Source organism: Citrobacter sp. ABFQG, from assembly GCF_004322975.1.
Lineage (GTDB): Bacteria > Pseudomonadota > Gammaproteobacteria > Enterobacterales > Enterobacteriaceae > Citrobacter > Citrobacter freundii.
Window position 1 is genome coordinate 2,058,967 of the sequence record NZ_CP036435.1, and the last position, 18,137, is coordinate 2,077,103.

The 18,137-nt window shown below is 51.2% G+C and carries 14 protein-coding genes and 1 tRNA gene; 10 read left to right on the forward strand and 5 right to left on the reverse strand.

The features are described 5' to 3' along the window. Positions 1 to 44 precede the first annotated feature (44 nt). The 5 genes from fimI to sfmF are packed head-to-tail and all read left to right on the forward strand — an operon-like array spanning position 45 to position 5,482. Positions 45 to 578 (forward strand): type 1 fimbrial protein subunit FimI, encoded by a 534-nt coding sequence (gene fimI / locus WN16_RS09960; RefSeq protein ID WP_044699450.1) that lies wholly within the window; start codon positions 45 to 47, stop codon positions 576 to 578. A gap of 41 nt (positions 579 to 619) precedes the next feature. Then, positions 620 to 1,312: a type 1 fimbria chaperone FimC gene (fimC, locus tag WN16_RS09965; protein WP_044699452.1), complete on the forward strand. Its 693-nt coding sequence runs from the start codon at positions 620 to 622 to the stop codon at positions 1,310 to 1,312. A 7-nt stretch (positions 1,313 to 1,319) separates the two neighbouring features. Continuing rightward, positions 1,320 to 3,941 carry a fimbrial biogenesis usher protein gene (locus tag WN16_RS09970; RefSeq protein ID WP_044699455.1) on the forward strand — a complete coding sequence of 874 codons (2,622 nt, stop codon included), beginning with the start codon at positions 1,320 to 1,322 and terminating at the stop codon, positions 3,939 to 3,941. A gap of 49 nt (positions 3,942 to 3,990) precedes the next feature. Further along, positions 3,991 to 4,953 carry a type 1 fimbria D-mannose specific adhesin FimH gene (gene fimH, locus WN16_RS09975; RefSeq protein ID WP_230133457.1) on the forward strand — a complete coding sequence of 321 codons (963 nt, stop codon included), beginning with the start codon at positions 3,991 to 3,993 and terminating at the stop codon, positions 4,951 to 4,953. 34 nt (positions 4,954 to 4,987) lie between these two features. Next, entirely contained in the window at positions 4,988 to 5,482 is a 495-nt protein-coding gene (gene sfmF, locus WN16_RS09980; protein ID WP_085951539.1) for a fimbria assembly protein, read from the forward strand. Between the two features lie 49 nt (positions 5,483 to 5,531). On the opposite strand, the gene fimZ is transcribed toward sfmF, so the two are convergent. The 3 genes from fimZ to fimW form a co-directional block, all read right to left on the reverse strand. Continuing rightward, entirely contained in the window at positions 5,532 to 6,164 is a 633-nt protein-coding gene (fimZ, locus tag WN16_RS09985) for a fimbria biosynthesis transcriptional regulator FimZ (RefSeq protein WP_003021902.1), read from the reverse strand. A 586-nt stretch (positions 6,165 to 6,750) separates the two neighbouring features. Further along, positions 6,751 to 7,473, reverse strand: a complete 723-nt coding sequence (locus WN16_RS09990; protein WP_003021904.1) for a hypothetical protein — start codon at positions 7,471 to 7,473, stop codon at positions 6,751 to 6,753. A gap of 385 nt (positions 7,474 to 7,858) precedes the next feature. Then, positions 7,859 to 8,452 carry a fimbria biosynthesis transcriptional regulator FimW gene (gene fimW, locus WN16_RS09995; protein WP_044699458.1) on the reverse strand — a complete coding sequence of 198 codons (594 nt, stop codon included), beginning with the start codon at positions 8,450 to 8,452 and terminating at the stop codon, positions 7,859 to 7,861. Positions 8,453 to 8,705: 253 nt separating this feature from the next. On the opposite strand from fimW, the gene WN16_RS10000 reads away from it, so the two are divergent. Next, positions 8,706 to 8,782: transfer RNA gene (locus tag WN16_RS10000), tRNA-Arg, on the forward strand. Between the two features lie 37 nt (positions 8,783 to 8,819). On the opposite strand, the gene torS is transcribed toward WN16_RS10000, so the two are convergent. Then, positions 8,820 to 11,585, reverse strand: coding sequence for a TMAO reductase system sensor histidine kinase/response regulator TorS (gene torS / locus WN16_RS10005; RefSeq protein WP_071681432.1), 2,766 nt, complete (start codon positions 11,583 to 11,585; stop codon positions 8,820 to 8,822). Positions 11,586 to 11,667: 82 nt separating this feature from the next. Between torS and torT the strand changes: the two genes are divergently transcribed. Next, the gene (gene torT, locus WN16_RS10010; RefSeq protein WP_044699462.1) at positions 11,668 to 12,699 is read left to right on the forward strand and encodes a TMAO reductase system periplasmic protein TorT; all 1,032 of its coding nucleotides are present in this window, start codon (positions 11,668 to 11,670) and stop codon (positions 12,697 to 12,699) included. Here torT and torR read toward each other — a convergent pair. Then, positions 12,672 to 13,364, reverse strand: a complete 693-nt coding sequence (gene torR / locus WN16_RS10015; RefSeq protein WP_003021912.1) for a two-component system response regulator TorR — start codon at positions 13,362 to 13,364, stop codon at positions 12,672 to 12,674. The two genes, torT and torR, sit on opposite strands and share 28 nt — an antisense overlap. Before the next feature lie 131 nt (positions 13,365 to 13,495). Here torR and torC point away from each other — a divergent pair, with 131 nt between their 5' ends. Genes torC through torD form a run of 3 tightly spaced genes read left to right on the forward strand, consistent with a single transcriptional unit; the run spans position 13,496 to position 17,815 of the window. Beyond that, positions 13,496 to 14,674: a pentaheme c-type cytochrome TorC gene (torC, locus tag WN16_RS10020; RefSeq protein ID WP_003021915.1), complete on the forward strand. Its 1,179-nt coding sequence runs from the start codon at positions 13,496 to 13,498 to the stop codon at positions 14,672 to 14,674. Next, complete coding sequence (torA, locus tag WN16_RS10025; RefSeq protein WP_044699463.1) at positions 14,664 to 17,204, forward strand: trimethylamine-N-oxide reductase TorA; 2,541 nt, start codon at positions 14,664 to 14,666, stop codon at positions 17,202 to 17,204. Before torC ends, torA begins: the two co-directional genes overlap by 11 nt. Next, positions 17,201 to 17,815: a molecular chaperone TorD gene (gene torD, locus WN16_RS10030; RefSeq protein WP_032936924.1), complete on the forward strand. Its 615-nt coding sequence runs from the start codon at positions 17,201 to 17,203 to the stop codon at positions 17,813 to 17,815. Before torA ends, torD begins: the two co-directional genes overlap by 4 nt. The last annotated feature ends 322 nt before the right edge of the window (positions 17,816 to 18,137 follow it).

Here is an 18,137-nt window from a genome sequence, read left to right on the forward strand (position 1 = left end):
TCACTGGATGAGGCAATTTCCGGGGATGATGAAGGATGCGGCAGATGATAGGGAAAGGCGTGGCGCTGGCGGGAATGCTGTGCGTACTGCCTGTGTTTGCACATACGGTAATACTGGAAAGTGGCCGCCTTCACTTACGGGGGCAGCTCGTCAATGGTGCCTGCACGGTCGCTACTGACAGCCAAAATTTGCGGGTGCAAATGGGGCAGTATCGCACCAATGCTTTCTCCGGGACGGGGAGCTTTGCCTCTACCAGCGTGCCGTTTTCACTGCGCTTAACGTCATGCAGCTCCGATGTTTATGACCACGTTGGGATTGCGTTTGCAGGCGTGACGCCAGCGGAAGATCCGCAGGTTTTCCTTGCCAGTGGAGATGCGTCTGCGACTTCGGGGATCGGCCTGGCGTTATTTGACCAGCGCCAACGGCAAATTATTCCGAACGCGCTGCCGCTTCATTATGCGCCGATTATAACGCAAGAGATGACGTTTCATTTCACTGCTCGTTATCGGGCTGTCTCGGAAAATATAACGCCGGGAACGCTTCGTTCAGACGTGTGGTTTACGTTGGTTTATCCCTGATTTATTTCCCAACGATAATCACACCAAAGGTATTTGTAGCTATGTTTAATTATCTAAAATCAGGTTTTATCCTTTTACTATTCTTATTTCCTGTTGCCAGTGTTCAGGCTGCCGGAGGCATTGCATTAGGCGCTACCCGTGTTATTTATCCAGCCGATGCTAAACAAACGTCACTGTCTATTAGCAATAGTGATACCAAAGAACGTTACCTGGTCAATTCATGGATTGAGAATAGCGCAGGTGTTAAAGAAAAATCGTTTGTGGTTACGCCTCCGTTGTTTGTCAGCGAGCCCAAAAGCGAAAACACGTTGCGTATTATCTATGCAGGTGTTCCGTTGCCCAAAGATCGTGAGTCGCTGTTCTGGATGAACGTAAAAGCCATTCCGTCAGTCAATAAAAACAGCCTTGAGGGCAAAAACGTTCTGCAACTGGCGATTCTGTCCCGCATCAAGCTTTTTGTGCGCCCGAATAATTTGCCGCAAATTCCGGAAGATGCGCCCGGGATGCTGAAATTCTCCCGTTCCGGCAACCACCTGAAAATTAACAATCCGTCAGCGTATTACGTCACGTTGGTCAATCTCAACGTGGGGAAAACGAAGGTCGATAACGTGATGGTTGCACCGAAAAGTGATGCGCAGGTTCTGTTGCCAACAGGCGTGCAGGGCAACGTTACGTTCCAGACGGTCAATGATTATGGCGCTGTGACCCCGGCCCAAACGGTTAGCGTGCGTTGAGATAACGATGAATAAGACAACGTATTTTCCTGGCCTGTTTCCGGGGGTTACGCCACCGCTGGCGGGGGTGGCGTTGTCCACGCTGGCGGCGCTCTTTCCCTCTTTAAGCCATGGTGAAAGCTATTTTAATCCGGCTTTTTTATCTGCGGATACGGCAACCGTGGCGGATTTATCACGTTTTGAAAAAGGTAATCACCAGCCTGAAGGTGTTTATCGCGTGGATATCTGGCGCAACGATGAGTTTGTGGCTACTCAGGATATTCGTTTTACGACCAGCGCGGGAAAAGCCGGGGAGAAGTCCGGTGGGCTGATGCCGTGCTTTGGGCTCGACTGGGTGAAGCGCCTTGGCGTCAATATCGCCGCGTTTCCGGCACTCAGTAAGGATGCGAACGATACCTGCATCAATCTACCTGAGGCGATTCCAGGCAGCGAGATTGCGTTTGATTTTTCTACCCTGCGACTAAACGTCAGCCTGCCGCAGGCGTCGATGTTAAACAGCGCGCGTGGCTATATTCCACCGGAAGAGTGGGATGAAGGCATCCCGGCTGCGCTGGTTAACTACAGTTTCACCGGCAGTCGCGGGAGTGATACGGACAGTTATTTCTTAAGTATGCTCAGTGGCCTGAACTATGGCCCCTGGCGCTTGAGAAATAACGGTGCATGGAGCTATTCCAAAGGTGACGGATATCACTCACAAAGCTGGAAAAACATCGGCACATGGCTTCAGCGCGCGATTATCCCGCTGAAGGGCGAGCTGGTGATGGGTGACAGCAACACCGGCAACGACGTTTTTGACAGCGTCGGATTTCGCGGGGCGCGGCTCTATTCCTCAGACAGTATGTATCCCGACAGCTTACAGGGTTACGCGCCTACCGTTCGCGGTATTGCGCGAACAGCGGCAAAGCTAACCATTCGTCAGAATGGCTATGTGATTTATCAAAGCTATGTTTCACCGGGCGCTTTCTCGATAACCGATCTCAACCCGACGTCATCCAGCGGTGACCTTGAGGTGACGGTGGACGAAAAGGACGGCAGCCAACAGCGCTATACGGTGCCGTACTCCACGGTTCCCTTGTTACAACGAGAAGGGCGTTTCAAATATGACGTGGTCGCAGGGGATTTTCGCAGCGGCAATAGCCAACAATCTTCTCCATTCTTTTTCCAGGGAACATTAATTGCTGGGTTACCAGAAGGCTACACCGCTTACGGCGGTACGCAGTTGGCCTCACGCTACACGGCGGTGGTTTTAGGCACCGGCCGAAACCTGGGGGACTGGGGGGCGGTTTCTGTCGATCTGACCCATGCCCGCAGCCAACTGGCGGATGACAGTACGCACCAGGGGCAGTCATTGCGTTTTCTATATGCGAAATCGCTGAACAATTTTGGCACCAACTTTCAGTTGTTGGGATATCGCTACTCTACGCGTGGTTTCTATACCCTCGACGATGTGGCGTATCGCAGTATGGAAGGCTATGAGTACGAATACGACAGCGAGGGCAATCGCCACGATGTGCCCGATGTGAAGAGTTACCACAACCTGAGCTACAGCAAAAAGGGCCGTTTCCAGATAAACATTTCGCAGAATCTGGGGGATTACGGATCGCTGTATGTCTCGGGTAGTCAGCAAACGTACTGGAATACCTCAGACACCAATACCTGGTATCAACTGGGCTATGCCAGCGGCTGGCAAGGTATTAGCTATTCACTCTCCTGGTCGTGGAATGAATCGGTTGGCATCTCCGACACCGACCGTATTGTCGCGTTCAATATGTCAATACCGTTCAGCCTGCTGAGCGGACGGCGCTACTCGCGAGATAGCGCCTTAGATCGCACCTACGCCACCTTTAATGCTAACCGTAATAGCAATGGACAAAACAGCTGGCAGAGCGGGATCGGCGGTACGTTGCTGGATGGACGCAACCTGAGCTACAGCGTGAATCAGGGGCACAGCAGCACCAATGGCTACAGCGGAAACGCCAGTGCCAACTGGCAGGCGGCCTATGGCACGCTGGGCGTGGGATACAACTACGATCGCGATCAGCATGATTACAACTGGCAACTCTCTGGTGGCGTGGTGGGGCATGCGGATGGCATTACGCTCAGTCAGCCTCTGGGTGATACCAACGTGCTGATTAAAGCGCCTGGCGCACAGGGTGTGCGGATAGAAAACCAGACCGGCGTTCAAACCGACTGGCGTGGATACGCGGTGATGCCGTATGCCACCGTCTATCGCTATAACCGCATCGCGTTAGACACCAATTCCATGAACAACAATACCGATGTGGAAAATAACGTCAGCAGCGTAGTACCAACGCAAGGGGCGCTGGTGCGAGCGGCGTTTGATACACGAATCGGTGTGCGGGCGCTGATTACCGCCAAACATGCCGGTAAACCCGTGCCGTTTGGCTCTATTGTGCGGGAAAACACCAGTGGCGTGACCAGTATGGTGGGCGAAGACGGGCAAATTTATCTCAGTGGTCTGCCGCTAAAAGGCGAGTTGCTGATCCAATGGGGGGAAGGCGCAAACGCTCGCTGCGTGGCGCGCTATGCCTTGCCTGAGGAGAGTCTGAAACAGGCGGTGACGCTCACGAACGTGACGTGCGAATCTCCAACGGCACGACAGGAATAATACGATGAAAAGACAAACGGGTTTGTTACTGGGAAGCGCCTTACTGCTGATGGCCCATTCGTCATGGGCGACGGTCTGCCATAACTCGAATGGCACGCCAACGGATGTTTTTTACGATCTGTCGAATGTCTTTAACAGCAGCAACAACCAGCCGGGACAGGTTGTAACGTTACCGGAAAAATCGGGCTGGATTGGCGTGAATGCCACCTGTCCGGCCGGAACGTCGGTGAATTACACCTACCGAAGCTATGTCACTGAACTTCCGGTGCAAAGTACCGAGGGCGGTTTTCAGTATCTGAAGCTCAATGACTACCTGCTGGGAGCCATGAGCATCACCGACAGCTATGCCGGGTTGTTTTATCCTCCGCGTAATTATATCCGCATGGGGACTCACCCCAACGTATCGAAACAGCAGCCTTTTGGCGTAATGGATTCAAAGCTGGTGTTTAAACTCAAAGTGATCCGCTCGTTTATTAACATGGTTCCGATTCCGCGGCAGACGATGTTCAGCGTCTATGTCACGACCAGTACCGGAGATGCGCTAAGCACGCCGGTGTACACTATCAGCTACAGCGGTAAGGTGGAGGTTCCACAAAACTGTGAGGTGAACGCCGGGCAGATTGTTGAGTTTGATTTTGGCGATATCGGCGCATCGTTGTTTAGCAAGGCGGGGGCAGGAAACCGGCCCGAAGGCATTAATCCGCAGACAAAAACCGTGGCGATAAAATGCACCAACGTCGCCGCACAGGCCTACTTGACCATGCGTGTAGAGGCTGAGAAAGCCACCGGAAAAATGATGGTTTCTGACAACCCGGATTTAGGTTTTATCGTCGCCGATAGCAGTGGTAACCCGCTGACGCCTAACAATTTTTCCAGCAATATCCCATTTCAATTGGATGATAACGCCGCAGCCAGGGTCGGTATTCGGGCATGGCCGGTCAGCGTGACGGGGAATAAACCTACCGAAGGGCCTTTTACGGCTCGTGGTTATCTGCGAGTGGATTATGACTAACAAGCAAACGCCATTCGCAGGGGCGCTTCTGGCGATGGTGTCCCTGCTAACATTCAGTTCGTTGGGCCATGCCTCCTCGTCGCTGGGGGAAATCAATATTGAGCTGCGTGGCAACGTGGTGGACTTTACCTGTGCGGTGATTGCCAGCGATAGCAATAAGTCGGTGGAGTTGGGGACCTGGCCGACAAAGCAGCTTCAGACCAGCGGAGATACCACTCAACCGGTCGCGTTTACGCTGAAGCTTGAAGGTTGCCCGCCGGGATCCGCGTCGATAACGTTTTCCGGTACTCCGGCTCCGGGCACGACGCTGTTGGCGCTTGATGATGCGGTCATGGCGCAAAAGGTGGCGATTGAACTGCACGACAGCGATCGTACGCGATTACCGCTCGAACAGGCGAGCCAGGCCGTGGGGATTGATGAGAACGGCAATGCCACGCTGACCTTTTTCGCCAACTATATCGCGTTAGCCGATGGAGTTCAGCCTGGCGTCGCCAGGGCTGATGCCACGTTTATGATTAACTATAACTAATCAATAAGCTGACAAAACGCTCCCGAACGACATCTCGCCGGGAGTGTTATTACATTAACTCATGCATTTTTGCATAATCGATCAGCTCAACGATGGTGTGCAACCCGAGCTTGGAGTAGATATTCGCCTTGTGAGCGCTAATCGTTTTATTGCTGAGTAACAACTGTTCAGCAATTTCCTTATTGGACAGACCGTTTGCCAGATAACGCAAAACCGTAACCTCGCGGTTAGAGAGCGGCATGTCATTCAGCACACCTTTTTGTGCGTTTATATTGTTAATGAAATTAAGGGTGTCCGACGGGAAAAAAGAATATCCCGATAAAATCATTTTTACTGCATTGTAGATATCATTGAGATCCTTTCGTTTACTGACAAAACCATTTGCACCGGCCCGGATAGCACGCCCGGCATAAAAAGACTCCGATTTGGAAGAGAGAAACAGCACCCGAGTTTTCTCCTGCAGAGACTTTATTCTCTTGAGTAATGTAAATCCATCCGAACCAGGTAGTTCAATATCCAGGATGACAAGATCGACCGGGTATGTGCGCAGGTGTTCTATTGCCGTACGGCTGTCGTCGGTTTTCAATACTACCTGAATATTACTGTTTTTCTCGAGTAGTACTTCTATCGACATTCTGACAATAGGGTGTTCGTCCATAATGATAACGGATGCTGGTTTCATTGTTGTATGCCTCAAACTGTTTGCGTATCTTGCGAATTTGATAAAACATCAGGCGTTATAATATTGTCAAATAGCCAAGAATTGTTCTGCGGGAAAACCGAATAAATATTATTTCATCCTTGTTTATTCGGTTGTTCTTCTGCAGAACAATGAATTTGTGGAAAATCCATTTCACACCGGGAAAACTAACAATTAATCAGGAAACTGTGGGGATTATACCTGCTCTGTTCTTTCGGAAAAGACTTACAACATCCCGGTTGTTAATGTCAGTTAGGATATTCTGAAAGATCCAGATGTGTTAATGACTATTGGTATTATTTATCTGCAGTTCGAATTATGGCAGATTGAAAATTTTTTTAAATAGTAAAAACGATACAATAAACCAATTGTTTAGGTTTTGTTAAGACTGTAATTAGGCTTTTTTATATTGAAATGCACAGAATCAGTAAGGTTAAGTGTGACAGTGGCACCAGGCATAAGACCAGGAATAGTTGTAAATATTAAATATTTGTAAAAATTAGATCTTTTTTCTTATTCGAGAATAAGTAGTTTCCTAAAAAATCTTATCGCACATAGGGTTATGGTGTTAAATTAAATGAAGAGAGGTAACGTTGAGGCGGTGTATCAGATGCAAAAAGCGTTGTCTGCTGGGTAACCCCAGGCGCGTAATCAATTGGTTCAGGCGATAGATGATACGGTGGTAGGGTTGTGTTTGTAACAATGCAATCTTTTTTAAGGAGTTACCTTGTAAAAGTAAGGCAATCATCTCCCAATCGAGCTGATTTATGCGTCTGGAATGAATATAGTCAGGAACCGGCGATAATAAGGCGTGACGCACCTCCGGAAGGCGTAAATTACGTGATAAGATATAAAATGGTCCGGATAGTGAAATAAAGGTAGTCAGGTCTTCATCACGACTGGAAAGCATTATGAAGATCTGGATGTCATTACGCTGCTTAATTAGCTGGCGCAAACGTTCAAGTATATCGAAATAGGGGAGTGTTAAGCTTTCTATGTCAATCACTAACTGGCTAATTACTGGTTCTTGCATGCTGGGTAAGGCCGACTCAACGCTCTGGAAGACCGCCGTACGTGTGCCTGAGAATAAATGTCGACTTAACGCATAGGCCAGGTAGTAGTCTGTTGTAATTATCGCCTGAGATATAGTGTCGTCCGGTAATGTGTATTCGAGTTTTTGCGCCAGATACTCGAGCCGGTCAAATACTTGTGAGGTACAGTGGGGATATTGCCAGGTACAGTTAGTGTTTCGTATGCGGCGATAGCGGTCCCGGCGTTTTGCGCTGTGCATCCTTTTCCATTCCATTTCTGTTGCGGCAGGTCTGGATAAATTGCTGACTATAAACATCCCTGACCCAAATTTTTGCCAGCGTAAAGGTCAATGTCCTTGTGCCGTTGGGTTTCAGTACTTCAACAATCATCAGACTGGCAATTGCGTATCCCATCAGAATAATCTGCCGGAAGTTTTCTGATGTCTTACTCAATGCCCAAAAGATCGTTTTATCCAGTTCAACCTCTCTCTGATATTAGATAAAATATTACCGGGTGTGTCTTTCTGTTACCCCGGAAATAGTATGGCTGGATTATTCTGGCAGTCTGCGGATAGGTACAGTAGGAGTCGATACTTAATCGAGGATGAGATATTTCTCAATAAAAATTAGGCAGAGATACCCCGTCTAATTTTGTAGAAAATTCAGATGGGCGCGGATGTATCTTAAGAATTGCTGATCGTTTTTCACATGCAGCTTTTTCATTATGCCGCGGCGGGTCGCTTTGGCCTGAAGATCGCTTATTGAGAGTAGGTGAGCCGTTTCGGCTAAGGTATATCCGCTGGCGAGAAACATTAAGAATTTGCGTTCGTCGACAGAAAAGTTGCGGGTAGTGCAGTAATGGCAGATAGTTGCAGGCACGTTGTTGCGCAGCGCACGTTTTTGCAGGATGGGGACTAATTTTTTAGTCATTTCCTCAACGTCATCTTCCCGATAGATCAGCGGCAACATGTACAGGCAGGGCCGGAACATCAGCTTATCTTTATCGTTTCTGTTGCAGATGACAACCCGGTGTTGGCGGCGGGTATGGATCGGAATCTGATAGCAATCGGCGCTGAGCCAATCTTCATCCAGGGAGATAAATGCGATGTCAGCGCGATCGATATTCTCGACAGGTAAAAAGCAGATCTCCTGATGCCACTGATTTGACAGATGGGAGATGATGATTTTCAGTCCATGTTCGAAGTGACTGTTTTCTTCCTTGATGGCGATACTTAACATTAAAGAGTTCCTGAACCACTGGAGGGGTAAGGGAATGTTAAGCAAAATCATAAATATTCTAAATACATGTATCCTTAAATCTGGCGTTTCGTGGGCTGAGTTGTTACCAGGTGATTTCCTGGATACCCTTGAACAAGCAGAAAAAATCAACATTCGTACACTTCGCCAGCAACTGAAATAAAAGGCATTGACTCAGCAGACGCTGACCGTATAATTCACGCGTTTCATCTGCATGAAGTAATCACTTCGCAATGCGCCCTTAGCTCAGTTGGATAGAGCAACGGCCTTCTAAGCCGTAGGTCGTAGGTTCGAATCCTACAGGGCGTACCATTCAAAGTTAGTCCCTATGCTCAGCTTCAACGCACCGTTACGCGCGGGACGGTTTTTCTGCTTCCAGCCAACGTTCTACCTCATAAAGACTTTGTTGGATCTCCTCTCTGAGTGAAAAATCACCCAACGGCTGCTGTTCAAGTGCTGCACACATCGTGCTGGCTGAGCGCATTCCCATGCTGGCGCAGCTGCTTTTGAGCTGATGTGCCAGACGTTTTATCTGCTCGCGCTCATTTAAATCTCGCGCCGTGTCAATTTCATCTAATAAAGGAAGGGTGTGTTGCTTAAAGAGCGCTAACCATTCGTGCACCTTTTGCCATCCCATGACCTGGATATCCCCAGCCAGTTGCTGAAAATCTAACCGTTTGTTGTCATTGTCTGATGCAAGCGGGAGAGACTCGTTGGCGTGCAGATAATGCGTAATAAGTCGACTGAGTTCATCCCGGGGAACCGGTTTTTGAATAATGCCGAGAAACAGGGTACTGGTTCTTTGGTTTAGCGTTTCGTCGATGACGTGTGCGCTAAAGCCGATCAGGTTAAGTGCCGGATAGTCGTGGGCTAACTGCTGCGCCAGCGTGATCCCGTCGATATCAGGAAGATCGAAATCAACCAGAGCAGCATTAAAGCTGGCATCTTCCCGCAACAGGCTTAACGCCTCCTCGGCACAGTCGACAGCGGTGACCTGTGCGCCATTGAGAGTGAGCATTTCTGTGCTGATGCGCTGCGTAAGAGGATTATCCTCGATAAGCAATAAGCGTAAGCCCTGTAATGATATGGAACGTTGTGCGGGTTTAATGATGGGCATCGTGGTTGCCCGCAATGGCAGACGCAGCTGGAAACAACTCCCGACGCCGGGTGTGCTGGTGACGCTTAGTTCTCCCTGCATTGCCTTGGCGAGACTGGCGCTGATGGTGAGTCCGAGCCCGGTTCCTCCGCGTTTACCGCTTACCTGAACGAACGGCTGAAAAATATCGTGCTGACGGGCAGGGTCAATTCCGCATCCTGTATCCTCAACCTCAACATACCAGTCCTGATCTTCACGCCGACTACGCAGGATAATGTGTCCTCGATCGGTAAAGCGTAGTGCGTTGTTTAATAAGTTAGTAATGATTTGCCGGATACGGCGCGGATCGCCACGCAGGGAAGCGGGAACGTCATCGGCAAAATCCGCAACCAGCACGACCGGGCGACCGCTAACGCGGCTGTTCATGAGTTGAAGCGTACTTTCCAGCAAGGGTTTGGGTTCAAAAGGCTCATCGCCTATCGCCACATTCTTTCCACCGGCTTCGATGGCGGAATAGTCGAGGATATCGTTGAGGATGGTCAGCAGAGACTCGCCCGAGTCGGTGATTGCGCGTAGATTTTCCCGATGCTGTGCCAGGGCGGGATTGTCTGAGAGCAACTGCGCAGTGCCGAGGATACCATACAACGGAGTGCGTATTTCATGACTCATGGCGGCAAGAAACGCCGATTTTGCCTGGTTAGCTTTTTCAGCTTCTGCACGGGCCTGCCGGTGTTCAGATACCATAGAATGCAGCTCGGCGGTGCGAGCTTTAACCTGTGCGGCCAGATGTTTGCGATGGTTATTGAGGGCGTGAACGCTACTGCGAAAGGCATCCATCAACCGCCCGATGGTATCCAGCTCGCGAACGCCTGCGGTTTCCGGAAAGGGGGAGTCAATATCCCCCTCAAGTAGACGCTGCAACGCCTGGGTTTGCTGTGCCAGTGGGCGTGTGACTGAGCGATAAACCACACGCCAAAGTATAAGAATCAGCAAACATAATGACACGCCACCTAACAGCAGCAGCAAGTGTTGCCCGCGCTGGCTGGCCTGTTTGAGATGCGCGAGTCCGCTTTGATTGCGTTGGCCGATGATTTCCACCAACTGGCTGACTTCGCTACTGAAACGGGTAAATTGTTCGATATTATTCTGCGATAAGATCTGCAATTGGGTCGTGATGTCATTATCCTGGCGATACAGGGACAGCAGCTCAATATAACGGCTAATCGTATTGACGGTGTCGGCCACCTGAGTGCGCACCACTGGATCTTCAATACGTATTTGTCGGCGGTGAAGCACTCTGACGGCGGCATTCAACTGGCTTTCCAGCGCAGCCAGGTTATTCTGCGCCTGGTTATTCCCCAGATTCATCACCATTTGCTGCACGCGTAGCGCGCTCAGGCGCAGCTCATTCATCTGGTTATAATATTCCAGATCGATATCGATGAGCCTGTCCAACGCGTGTTCAGCCGCTTGCCCCTGATGACTCTCAATTAAATCATAAATGCTTGCCTGCGTGGCGCCCGCCGAGGTAGCTGCATTGCTGGCCTGGCCGCGCGCCATTTCGGCAACGTCAGCGGTGGCCTCAATAATTTGCTGGCTAAGTTGTTGCTGTTGAGCGCGTAATTTCAGGCGTTCGCCAACCATCTCCCCCTGATGGCTTAACGACTGGGCGATCTCTTTTTCCTGTTGTTCTATGGCCGAAGTATCAAAGCCCTGTTCACGAAGAGTTTTGAGTAATGTGGTTATTTTCAGACTCTGGGCGGTTAGCATTCTCCCCTGAGCCAGCCACATATTTTCATTGTCTGCGGTGGTCAGATTTTGTGCGGAAAACAGTTCCCAGGCACTGGCCTCGCTGAGCTGGCGCGCCATATCCATGGTTGGAATTAGCGCCTGGGTATTGGCCTGCTCAACCTGGCTGACAAAACGCAGGTTATACCAGCCTGTCAGCGTACTGATAAGAGTCAGTACCGCCATCAGCGCAAAGCCTATCCACAGTCGTTTGGTCAGAGATAAATTCACTGTCTGGTCGCCACAGATTAAAAAGGTTGAGTCCAAAAGAGGAAAGCAACTAGGATAAAGCCTTATCAATGTTGAGGCTATCATGCGCGTATTGGTTTTCCTGCTTATCACACTTTTTCCCGGCTTAAGTCACGCGGCCGGGTCTGCACTGCTGCGCTGGCAGGATACCCGGCAGTCAGTCTCGGTGCCGCAGACGGACGTTACTGCAAGCAAAGTCTGGAAACTGTGCGCGTTGTATCCCAGCCTGAAGGATTCCTACTGGCTTTCAGTGAATTACGGCATGCTTGAGGCGGCAAAAAAATATGGAGTAAGCCTGAAGGTGTTTGAGGCGGGAGGGTATCGTCAGTTCACCACGCAAAAAACACAAATCGCCCAGTGCCAGCAGTGGGGCGCGGATGCCATTTTATTGGGCAGCAGCACAACGACTTTTCCGGATTTGCAGGCGCAGGTTGGTACGTTGCCGGTCATTGAGGTAGTGAATGCGATACACGATCCGACGGTGAAAGCACGGGTCGGAGTTCCATGGTTCCAGATGGGTTACCAGCCAGGCCACTATCTGGTTAAGTGGAGCGCGGGAAAACCGTTAAAGGTCTTATTATTGCCCGGACCTGATGACGCCGGAGGCAGCCGCGAAATGGTGGCAGGATTCCGTCAGGCGATTGCCGGTAGTCAGGTGCACATCGTGGATGTGGCGTTGGGGGATAATGATATTGAAGTTCAGCGCAACCTGTTACAAGAGATGCTTGAACGTCACCCGGATGTCGATGTGGTTGCCGGTACAGCAATTGCTGCGGAGGCAGCGATGGGAGAGAAGCGGAATCAGGGGACGCCGCTAACCGTGGTCTCTTTTTACCTGTCGCATCAGGTTTATCGCGGACTTAAACGCGAAAGAATCATTATGGCTGCCAGCGATCAAATGGTCTGGCAAGGTGAACTGGCGATTCAACAGGCTATCAGAGTATTACAAGGGCAACCGGTGCGGGAAAATATCAGTCCGCCGATCCTGGTGCTCACCCCGAAAAATGCCGACAGCCAGCATGTTCAGCGCTCACTTTCTCCTGGCGGGTTCCGTCCGGTTTATCTGTATCAGTACACGTCGGCCGCTAAAAAATAACCTTCGCCGTGCTGCGTCACCAGTAAATCAGCCCGTAGCTTATGGCGCAAACGGCGGATCAATACATCCACGGTGCGTAAGTCTGGATTGTCTACCCGTCGTGCCGAAAGCATACGCAGTAAACGTTCGCGGCTGAGAATTTCCCCCGGATTGGTGACAAAGGCGACCAGCATTTCATACTCGGCGCGGGTGAGTTTGATCGTCTCATCGCCCAGCTCCAGGGTATGCCGGGAGACATTCAGACAGTATCCGGCAAACTGATAGCAGTTATCTTTGGTCTCCGGCTGTGCCTGGCGGGCAAGATCGATACGCCAGAGCAAATTTTTAACCCGAACCACCAGTTCACGTAGCTCCAGCGGCTTGGTGACATAATCATCAGCACCCATTTCCAGGCCAACGATCCGGTCAATTTGATCGCTACGACCCGTCACCAGAATGATCCCTACCGTTGAGCGTTCGCGCAGGGCACGGGTCAGCATTAAGCCATTTTCGTCCGGGAGATTGATATCCAACAGAATAAGATCGACAGGATGTTGTGACATGATTTCACGTAGGCCTGTAGCGCTGGCGGTGACCGAGACGTGGTAACCCTCCTGTTCAAAGTATGCCTGTAACCTCGCCTGGGTGACGGGTTCATCTTCAACAATTACAATGTGATGCGACATCCTGATGGCGTGCTCTTTCTGTTCATATCTGTTCACATTGTGCCGTAAGTCATTCATCCTGACCAGTGTTGCTGTTCACATTTGAGAAATAAGATCCTCTGTAACTAAACCATAAGATTACAGGGGCTATTATGCGGAAACTATGGAGGGCGCTGCTCAGACCGAGCGCACGTTGGTCAGTGTTGGCGCTGGTCGTTATCGGGATTGTGGTCGGTATTGCGCTGATCGTCTTGCCGCACGTTGGTATTAAATTAACCAGTTCTACCGAGTTTTGCGTGAGCTGCCACAGTATGCAGCCGGTTTACGAAGAATATAAACAGTCTGCGCATTTTCAGAATGCCTCCGGGGTACGCGCAGAATGTCATGACTGCCACATTCCATCCGATATTCCAGGCATGGTGAAACGTAAGCTGGAGGCCAGCAACGATATTTACCAAACCTTTGTTGCCCACTCTATTGATACTCCAGAGAAATTCGAAGCCAAACGCGCTGAGCTGGCGGAGCGCGAATGGGCGCGAATGAAGGAGAACAACTCCGCGACCTGTCGTTCTTGTCATGACTATGATGCGATGGACCACGCTAAACAACATCCTGAAGCTGCGCGCCAGATGAAGATTGCGGCCAAGGACAACCAATCCTGTATCGACTGCCATAAAGGAATCGCGCACCAGCTTCCCGATATGAGTAGCGGTTTCCGTAAGCAGTTTGACCAGTTACGCGCCAATGCAAACGACGATGGCGAGACGCTCTACTCTCTGGACATCAAACCTATTTATGCCGCCAAAGGTGATAAAGAACCTGCAGGCTCACTGCTGCCCGCTTCTGAAGTGAAAGTGTTAAAGCGTGACGGTGACTGGCTGCAAATTGAAATTGTGGGCTGGACCGAGAGTAATGGGCGTCAGCGCGTGTTGGCGCAACTGCCGGGCAAGCGCATTTTTGTGGCTTCCATTCGTGGCGACATCCAGCAGCACGTGAAGACGCTGGAGCAAACCACCGTTGCGGAAACGAATACACCATGGAGTAAATTGCAGGCCACCGCCTGGATGCAGAAGGGCGATATGGTCAACGACATCAAACCTATCTGGGCTTATGCCGACTCGCTCTATAACGGAACCTGTAACCAATGCCACGGCGCGCCAGAGAAAGAGCACTTTGATGCTAACGGTTGGATTGGCACGTTGAACGGCATGATTGGCTTTACCAGTCTGGATAAACGTGAAGAACGTACCTTACTGAAATATTTGCAGATGAATGCCTCTGACACTACGGATAAGCCGCATGGCGATAAGGGAGAAAGCAATGAAAAATAACGATCTCTTTCAGGCATCTCGCCGACGTTTTCTAATGCAGTTGGGGGGCTTGACCGTAGCTGGTATGTTAGGGCCTTCGCTGCTCACGCCGCGTAGCGCTAACGCCGCAGAAGTCCAGGGCACTGGTGTCAAAGAGGGGATTCTGACCGGTTCTCACTGGGGGGCTATCCGTGCCACCGTGGTTGATGGTCGTTTTATTGAGGCCAAACCGTTTGAGCATGATAAATACCCGTCAAAAATGATCGCCGGACTCCCGGATCACGTACACGGTGGGGCGCGTATTCGCTACCCGATGGTCCGCGTGGACTGGTTGCGTAAGCGCCATCAGAGCGATACCACTCAGCGCGGAGATAACCGTTTTGTACGCGTTTCGTGGGATGAAGCGCTGGACTTCTTCTACCAGGAGCTGGAACGCATTCAGAAGACCTATGGTCCGAGCGCGCTGCTGACTGCCAGCGGCTGGCAATCGACCGGGATGTTCCACAATGCTTCCGGGATGCTGGCACGTGCCATTGCGCTGCATGGCAACAGCGTGAGTACCGGGGGAGACTATTCCACCGGCGCCGCTCAGGTCATTCTGCCGCGCGTGGTAGGGTCAATGGAGGTATATGAACAGCAGACCTCCTGGCCGCTGGTACTAGAAAACAGCAAAACCATTGTGCTGTGGGGTTCCGATCTCATCAAAAACCAGCAGGCGAACTGGTGGTGTCCGGATCATGATGTCTACGAATACTACGAGCAACTGAAGGATAAAGTGGCGCGGGGTGAGATTTCGGTCATCAGCGTTGACCCGGTCGTCACCTCAACGCATGACTATCTGGGCCGCGACAAGGTTAAGCACATCGCCGTGAACCCGCAGGCTGATGTGCCGCTACAGCTGGCGTTGGCACACACGCTGTATACCGAGAAGCTCTACGATAAGCATTTCCTCGATAACTACTGCGTTGGGTTTGAGCAATTTCTGCCTTATCTGCTGGGCGAAAGTGACGGACAGCCTAAAGATGCCCAGTGGGCGGAAAAAATCTGCGGAATTGATGCAGATACGATTCGTGAACTGGCGCGGCAGATGGCGGGCGGCAGAACGCAAATTATTGCCGGCTGGTGCGTGCAGCGTATGCAGCATGGGGAACAGTGGGCCTGGATGATCGTGGTGCTAGCCTCGATGCTCGGACAAATCGGTTTACCCGGCGGCGGCTTTGGCTTTGGCTGGCATTACAACGGTGCGGGCACCCCGGGGCGTAAAGGGATTATCCTGAGCGGTTTTTCTGGCTCCACCACCGTGCCTCCTGTGCATGACAGCACCGATTATAAGGGCTGCAGCAGTACTATTCCGATCGCGCGTTTTATCGATGCGATTCTGGAGCCGGGCAAAAACATTAACTGGAACGGCAAAACCGTTAAGTTACCGCCGCTGAAGATGTGCGTTTTTGCCGGGACCAACCCTTTCCATCGTCACCAGCAGATTAATCGCATTATTGAGGGATGGCGTAAGCTGGAAACCGTCATCGCCATCGATAATCAGTGGACGTCGACCTGTCGATTCGCCGACATCGTATTGCCGGCGACGACCCAGTTTGAACGTAACGATCTTGACCAATATGGCAACCACTCCAACCGCGGAATTATCGCCATGAAGCAGTTGGTGCAGCCGCAGTTTGAAGCGCGTAATGATTTCGATATTTTCCGCGATCTTTGCCGCCGCTTTAACCGTGAAGAAGCGTTCACTGAAGGGCTGGATGAGATGGGCTGGTTGAAGCGCATCTGGCAGGAAGGAAGTCAGCAAGGGAAGGGACGCGGCGTTCATCTTCCGGCCTTCGACGTTTTCTGGAATCAGCAAGAGTACGTTGAATTCGAACATCCGCAGATGTTTGTTCGTCATCAGGCCTTCCGCGAAGATCCCGACCTTGAACCGTTGGGGACGCCAAGCGGTTTGATCGAGATATATTCGAAAACCATTGCCGATATGCAATATGACGATTGCCAGGGGCATCCGATGTGGTTCGAGAAAATCGAACGTTCACACGGTGGGCCAGGGTCGCAACGTTGGCCGCTGCATCTGCAATCCGTCCACCCGGATTTCCGTCTGCATTCACAGCTCTGCGAGTCCGAAGCGTTGCGTAAGCATTACGCGGTAGGTGGCAAAGAGCCGGTGTTTATTAACCCACAGGATGCCAACGCCAGGGGCATTCGCAACGGCGATATAGTTCGTGTATTTAACGCGCGTGGACAAGTGCTGGCCGGGGCGGTTGTCTCCGATCTCTACTCGCCGGGCGTGGCGCGCATCCATGAAGGTGCCTGGTACGACCCTGATAACGGTGGAGAAACCGGATCGCTGTGTAAATACGGCAATCCGAACGTGTTAACGATAGATATCGGCACGTCTCAGCTGGCGCAGGCAACCAGCGCCCATACTACGCTGGTGGAAATTGAGAAGTATACCGGCAAGGTGGATAACGTGACGGCGTTCAGTGGCCCGATAAAAATGGTGGCGCAGTGTGAATATGTCCCGGCTGAGCAGGTGAAGTCATGATGAAAGACACCTCCCTGACAAAAGAACAAATGGCCTGCGTGTACGCCTGGCTGGCGCAGTTGTTTTCCCGGGAGCGTGACGATGAAAGCCTGGGGCTTTTGCAGTCCAGCGAAATGGCTGAGTGGTTCGCGGTGCTCAAAGGCGAGCCTCTGCTTGAGGCGCAGGTCCTTCTGCTAGAGGCGAAAATTGCCGCGCTCAAGGTGCGGGAAGACGCTACCCTGGAACTGGCGGCTGATTTTTGCAGCCTGTTCCTGATGTCGGATAAACACGCGGCGTTACCCTATGCATCGGCTCATCTTGAAGGAGGGCCAAACTATGGGGTCATTAAACAACTATTATCTGATGCGGGCATGCAGGTAAGCGATACGTTTAGCGAGTCAGCCGATCATCTGGCGATTTTTATCGAACTGCTGAGCCATCTGCATTTTTCCCTGGCAGAGGCAGGACCGCGTCATCAGCAGGTGGATGCGTTGCGCAGAGAAACGCTGGCAGGGCTGTTACGCTGGTTACCGGAGTTCACCACTAAATGCTGTCGGTATGATGACTTTGGTTTTTACGGCGCGCTAAGTCAGCTGTTGCTGGCTTTGGTCAGACTGGATAATCAGCGCTGAGAGCAGCACATCCGGCAGTAATGAATCTGTTGCCTCCGTCGTATTGCTACGTTCACCTTATGTTTTTCACTTCTCTGAAACGATACTGTCTGTGAACGTGTTAAGGGTACTATCGCCGTACCCTTAACAATCCCGGCTCCCGGCGGGAAAATTGTTGCTGCGCAATACTCTCCGCTTATTCCTTCAGGCTACCGGGCCGGGCGCGAGGCAACATCCCTGTAAAACGCGCCCTGAACCCGCATCCCTGTGGGTTCTCCCGGCCTTACGGAAACACGTCGGCAATTTTCAGCCGGACCAGTCCACACTTGACCTCCTGCGCTTT

What these genes read in the sequence shown, in the direction of transcription:
- fimI (WP_044699450.1), top strand. Translation starts at nt 45, where the DNA reads ATGATAGGGAAAGGCGTGGCGCTGGCGGGAATGCTGTGCGTACTGCCT.
- WN16_RS09990 (WP_003021904.1), bottom strand. Translation starts at nt 7,473, where the DNA reads ATGCACAGCGCAAAACGCCGGGACCGCTATCGCCGCATACGAAACACT.
- torA (WP_044699463.1), top strand. Translation starts at nt 14,664, where the DNA reads ATGAAAAATAACGATCTCTTTCAGGCATCTCGCCGACGTTTTCTAATG.
- sfmF (WP_085951539.1), top strand. Translation starts at nt 4,988, where the DNA reads ATGGTGTCCCTGCTAACATTCAGTTCGTTGGGCCATGCCTCCTCGTCG.
- torD (WP_032936924.1), top strand. Translation starts at nt 17,201, where the DNA reads ATGATGAAAGACACCTCCCTGACAAAAGAACAAATGGCCTGCGTGTAC.
- WN16_RS09970 (WP_044699455.1), top strand. Translation starts at nt 1,320, where the DNA reads ATGAATAAGACAACGTATTTTCCTGGCCTGTTTCCGGGGGTTACGCCA.
- torR (WP_003021912.1), bottom strand. Translation starts at nt 13,364, where the DNA reads ATGTCGCATCACATTGTAATTGTTGAAGATGAACCCGTCACCCAGGCG.
- fimZ (WP_003021902.1), bottom strand. Translation starts at nt 6,164, where the DNA reads ATGAAACCAGCATCCGTTATCATTATGGACGAACACCCTATTGTCAGA.
- fimC (WP_044699452.1), top strand. Translation starts at nt 620, where the DNA reads ATGTTTAATTATCTAAAATCAGGTTTTATCCTTTTACTATTCTTATTT.
- torC (WP_003021915.1), top strand. Translation starts at nt 13,496, where the DNA reads ATGCGGAAACTATGGAGGGCGCTGCTCAGACCGAGCGCACGTTGGTCA.
- torT (WP_044699462.1), top strand. Translation starts at nt 11,668, where the DNA reads ATGCGCGTATTGGTTTTCCTGCTTATCACACTTTTTCCCGGCTTAAGT.
- fimW (WP_044699458.1), bottom strand. Translation starts at nt 8,452, where the DNA reads ATGTTAAGTATCGCCATCAAGGAAGAAAACAGTCACTTCGAACATGGA.
- fimH (WP_230133457.1), top strand. Translation starts at nt 3,991, where the DNA reads ATGGCCCATTCGTCATGGGCGACGGTCTGCCATAACTCGAATGGCACG.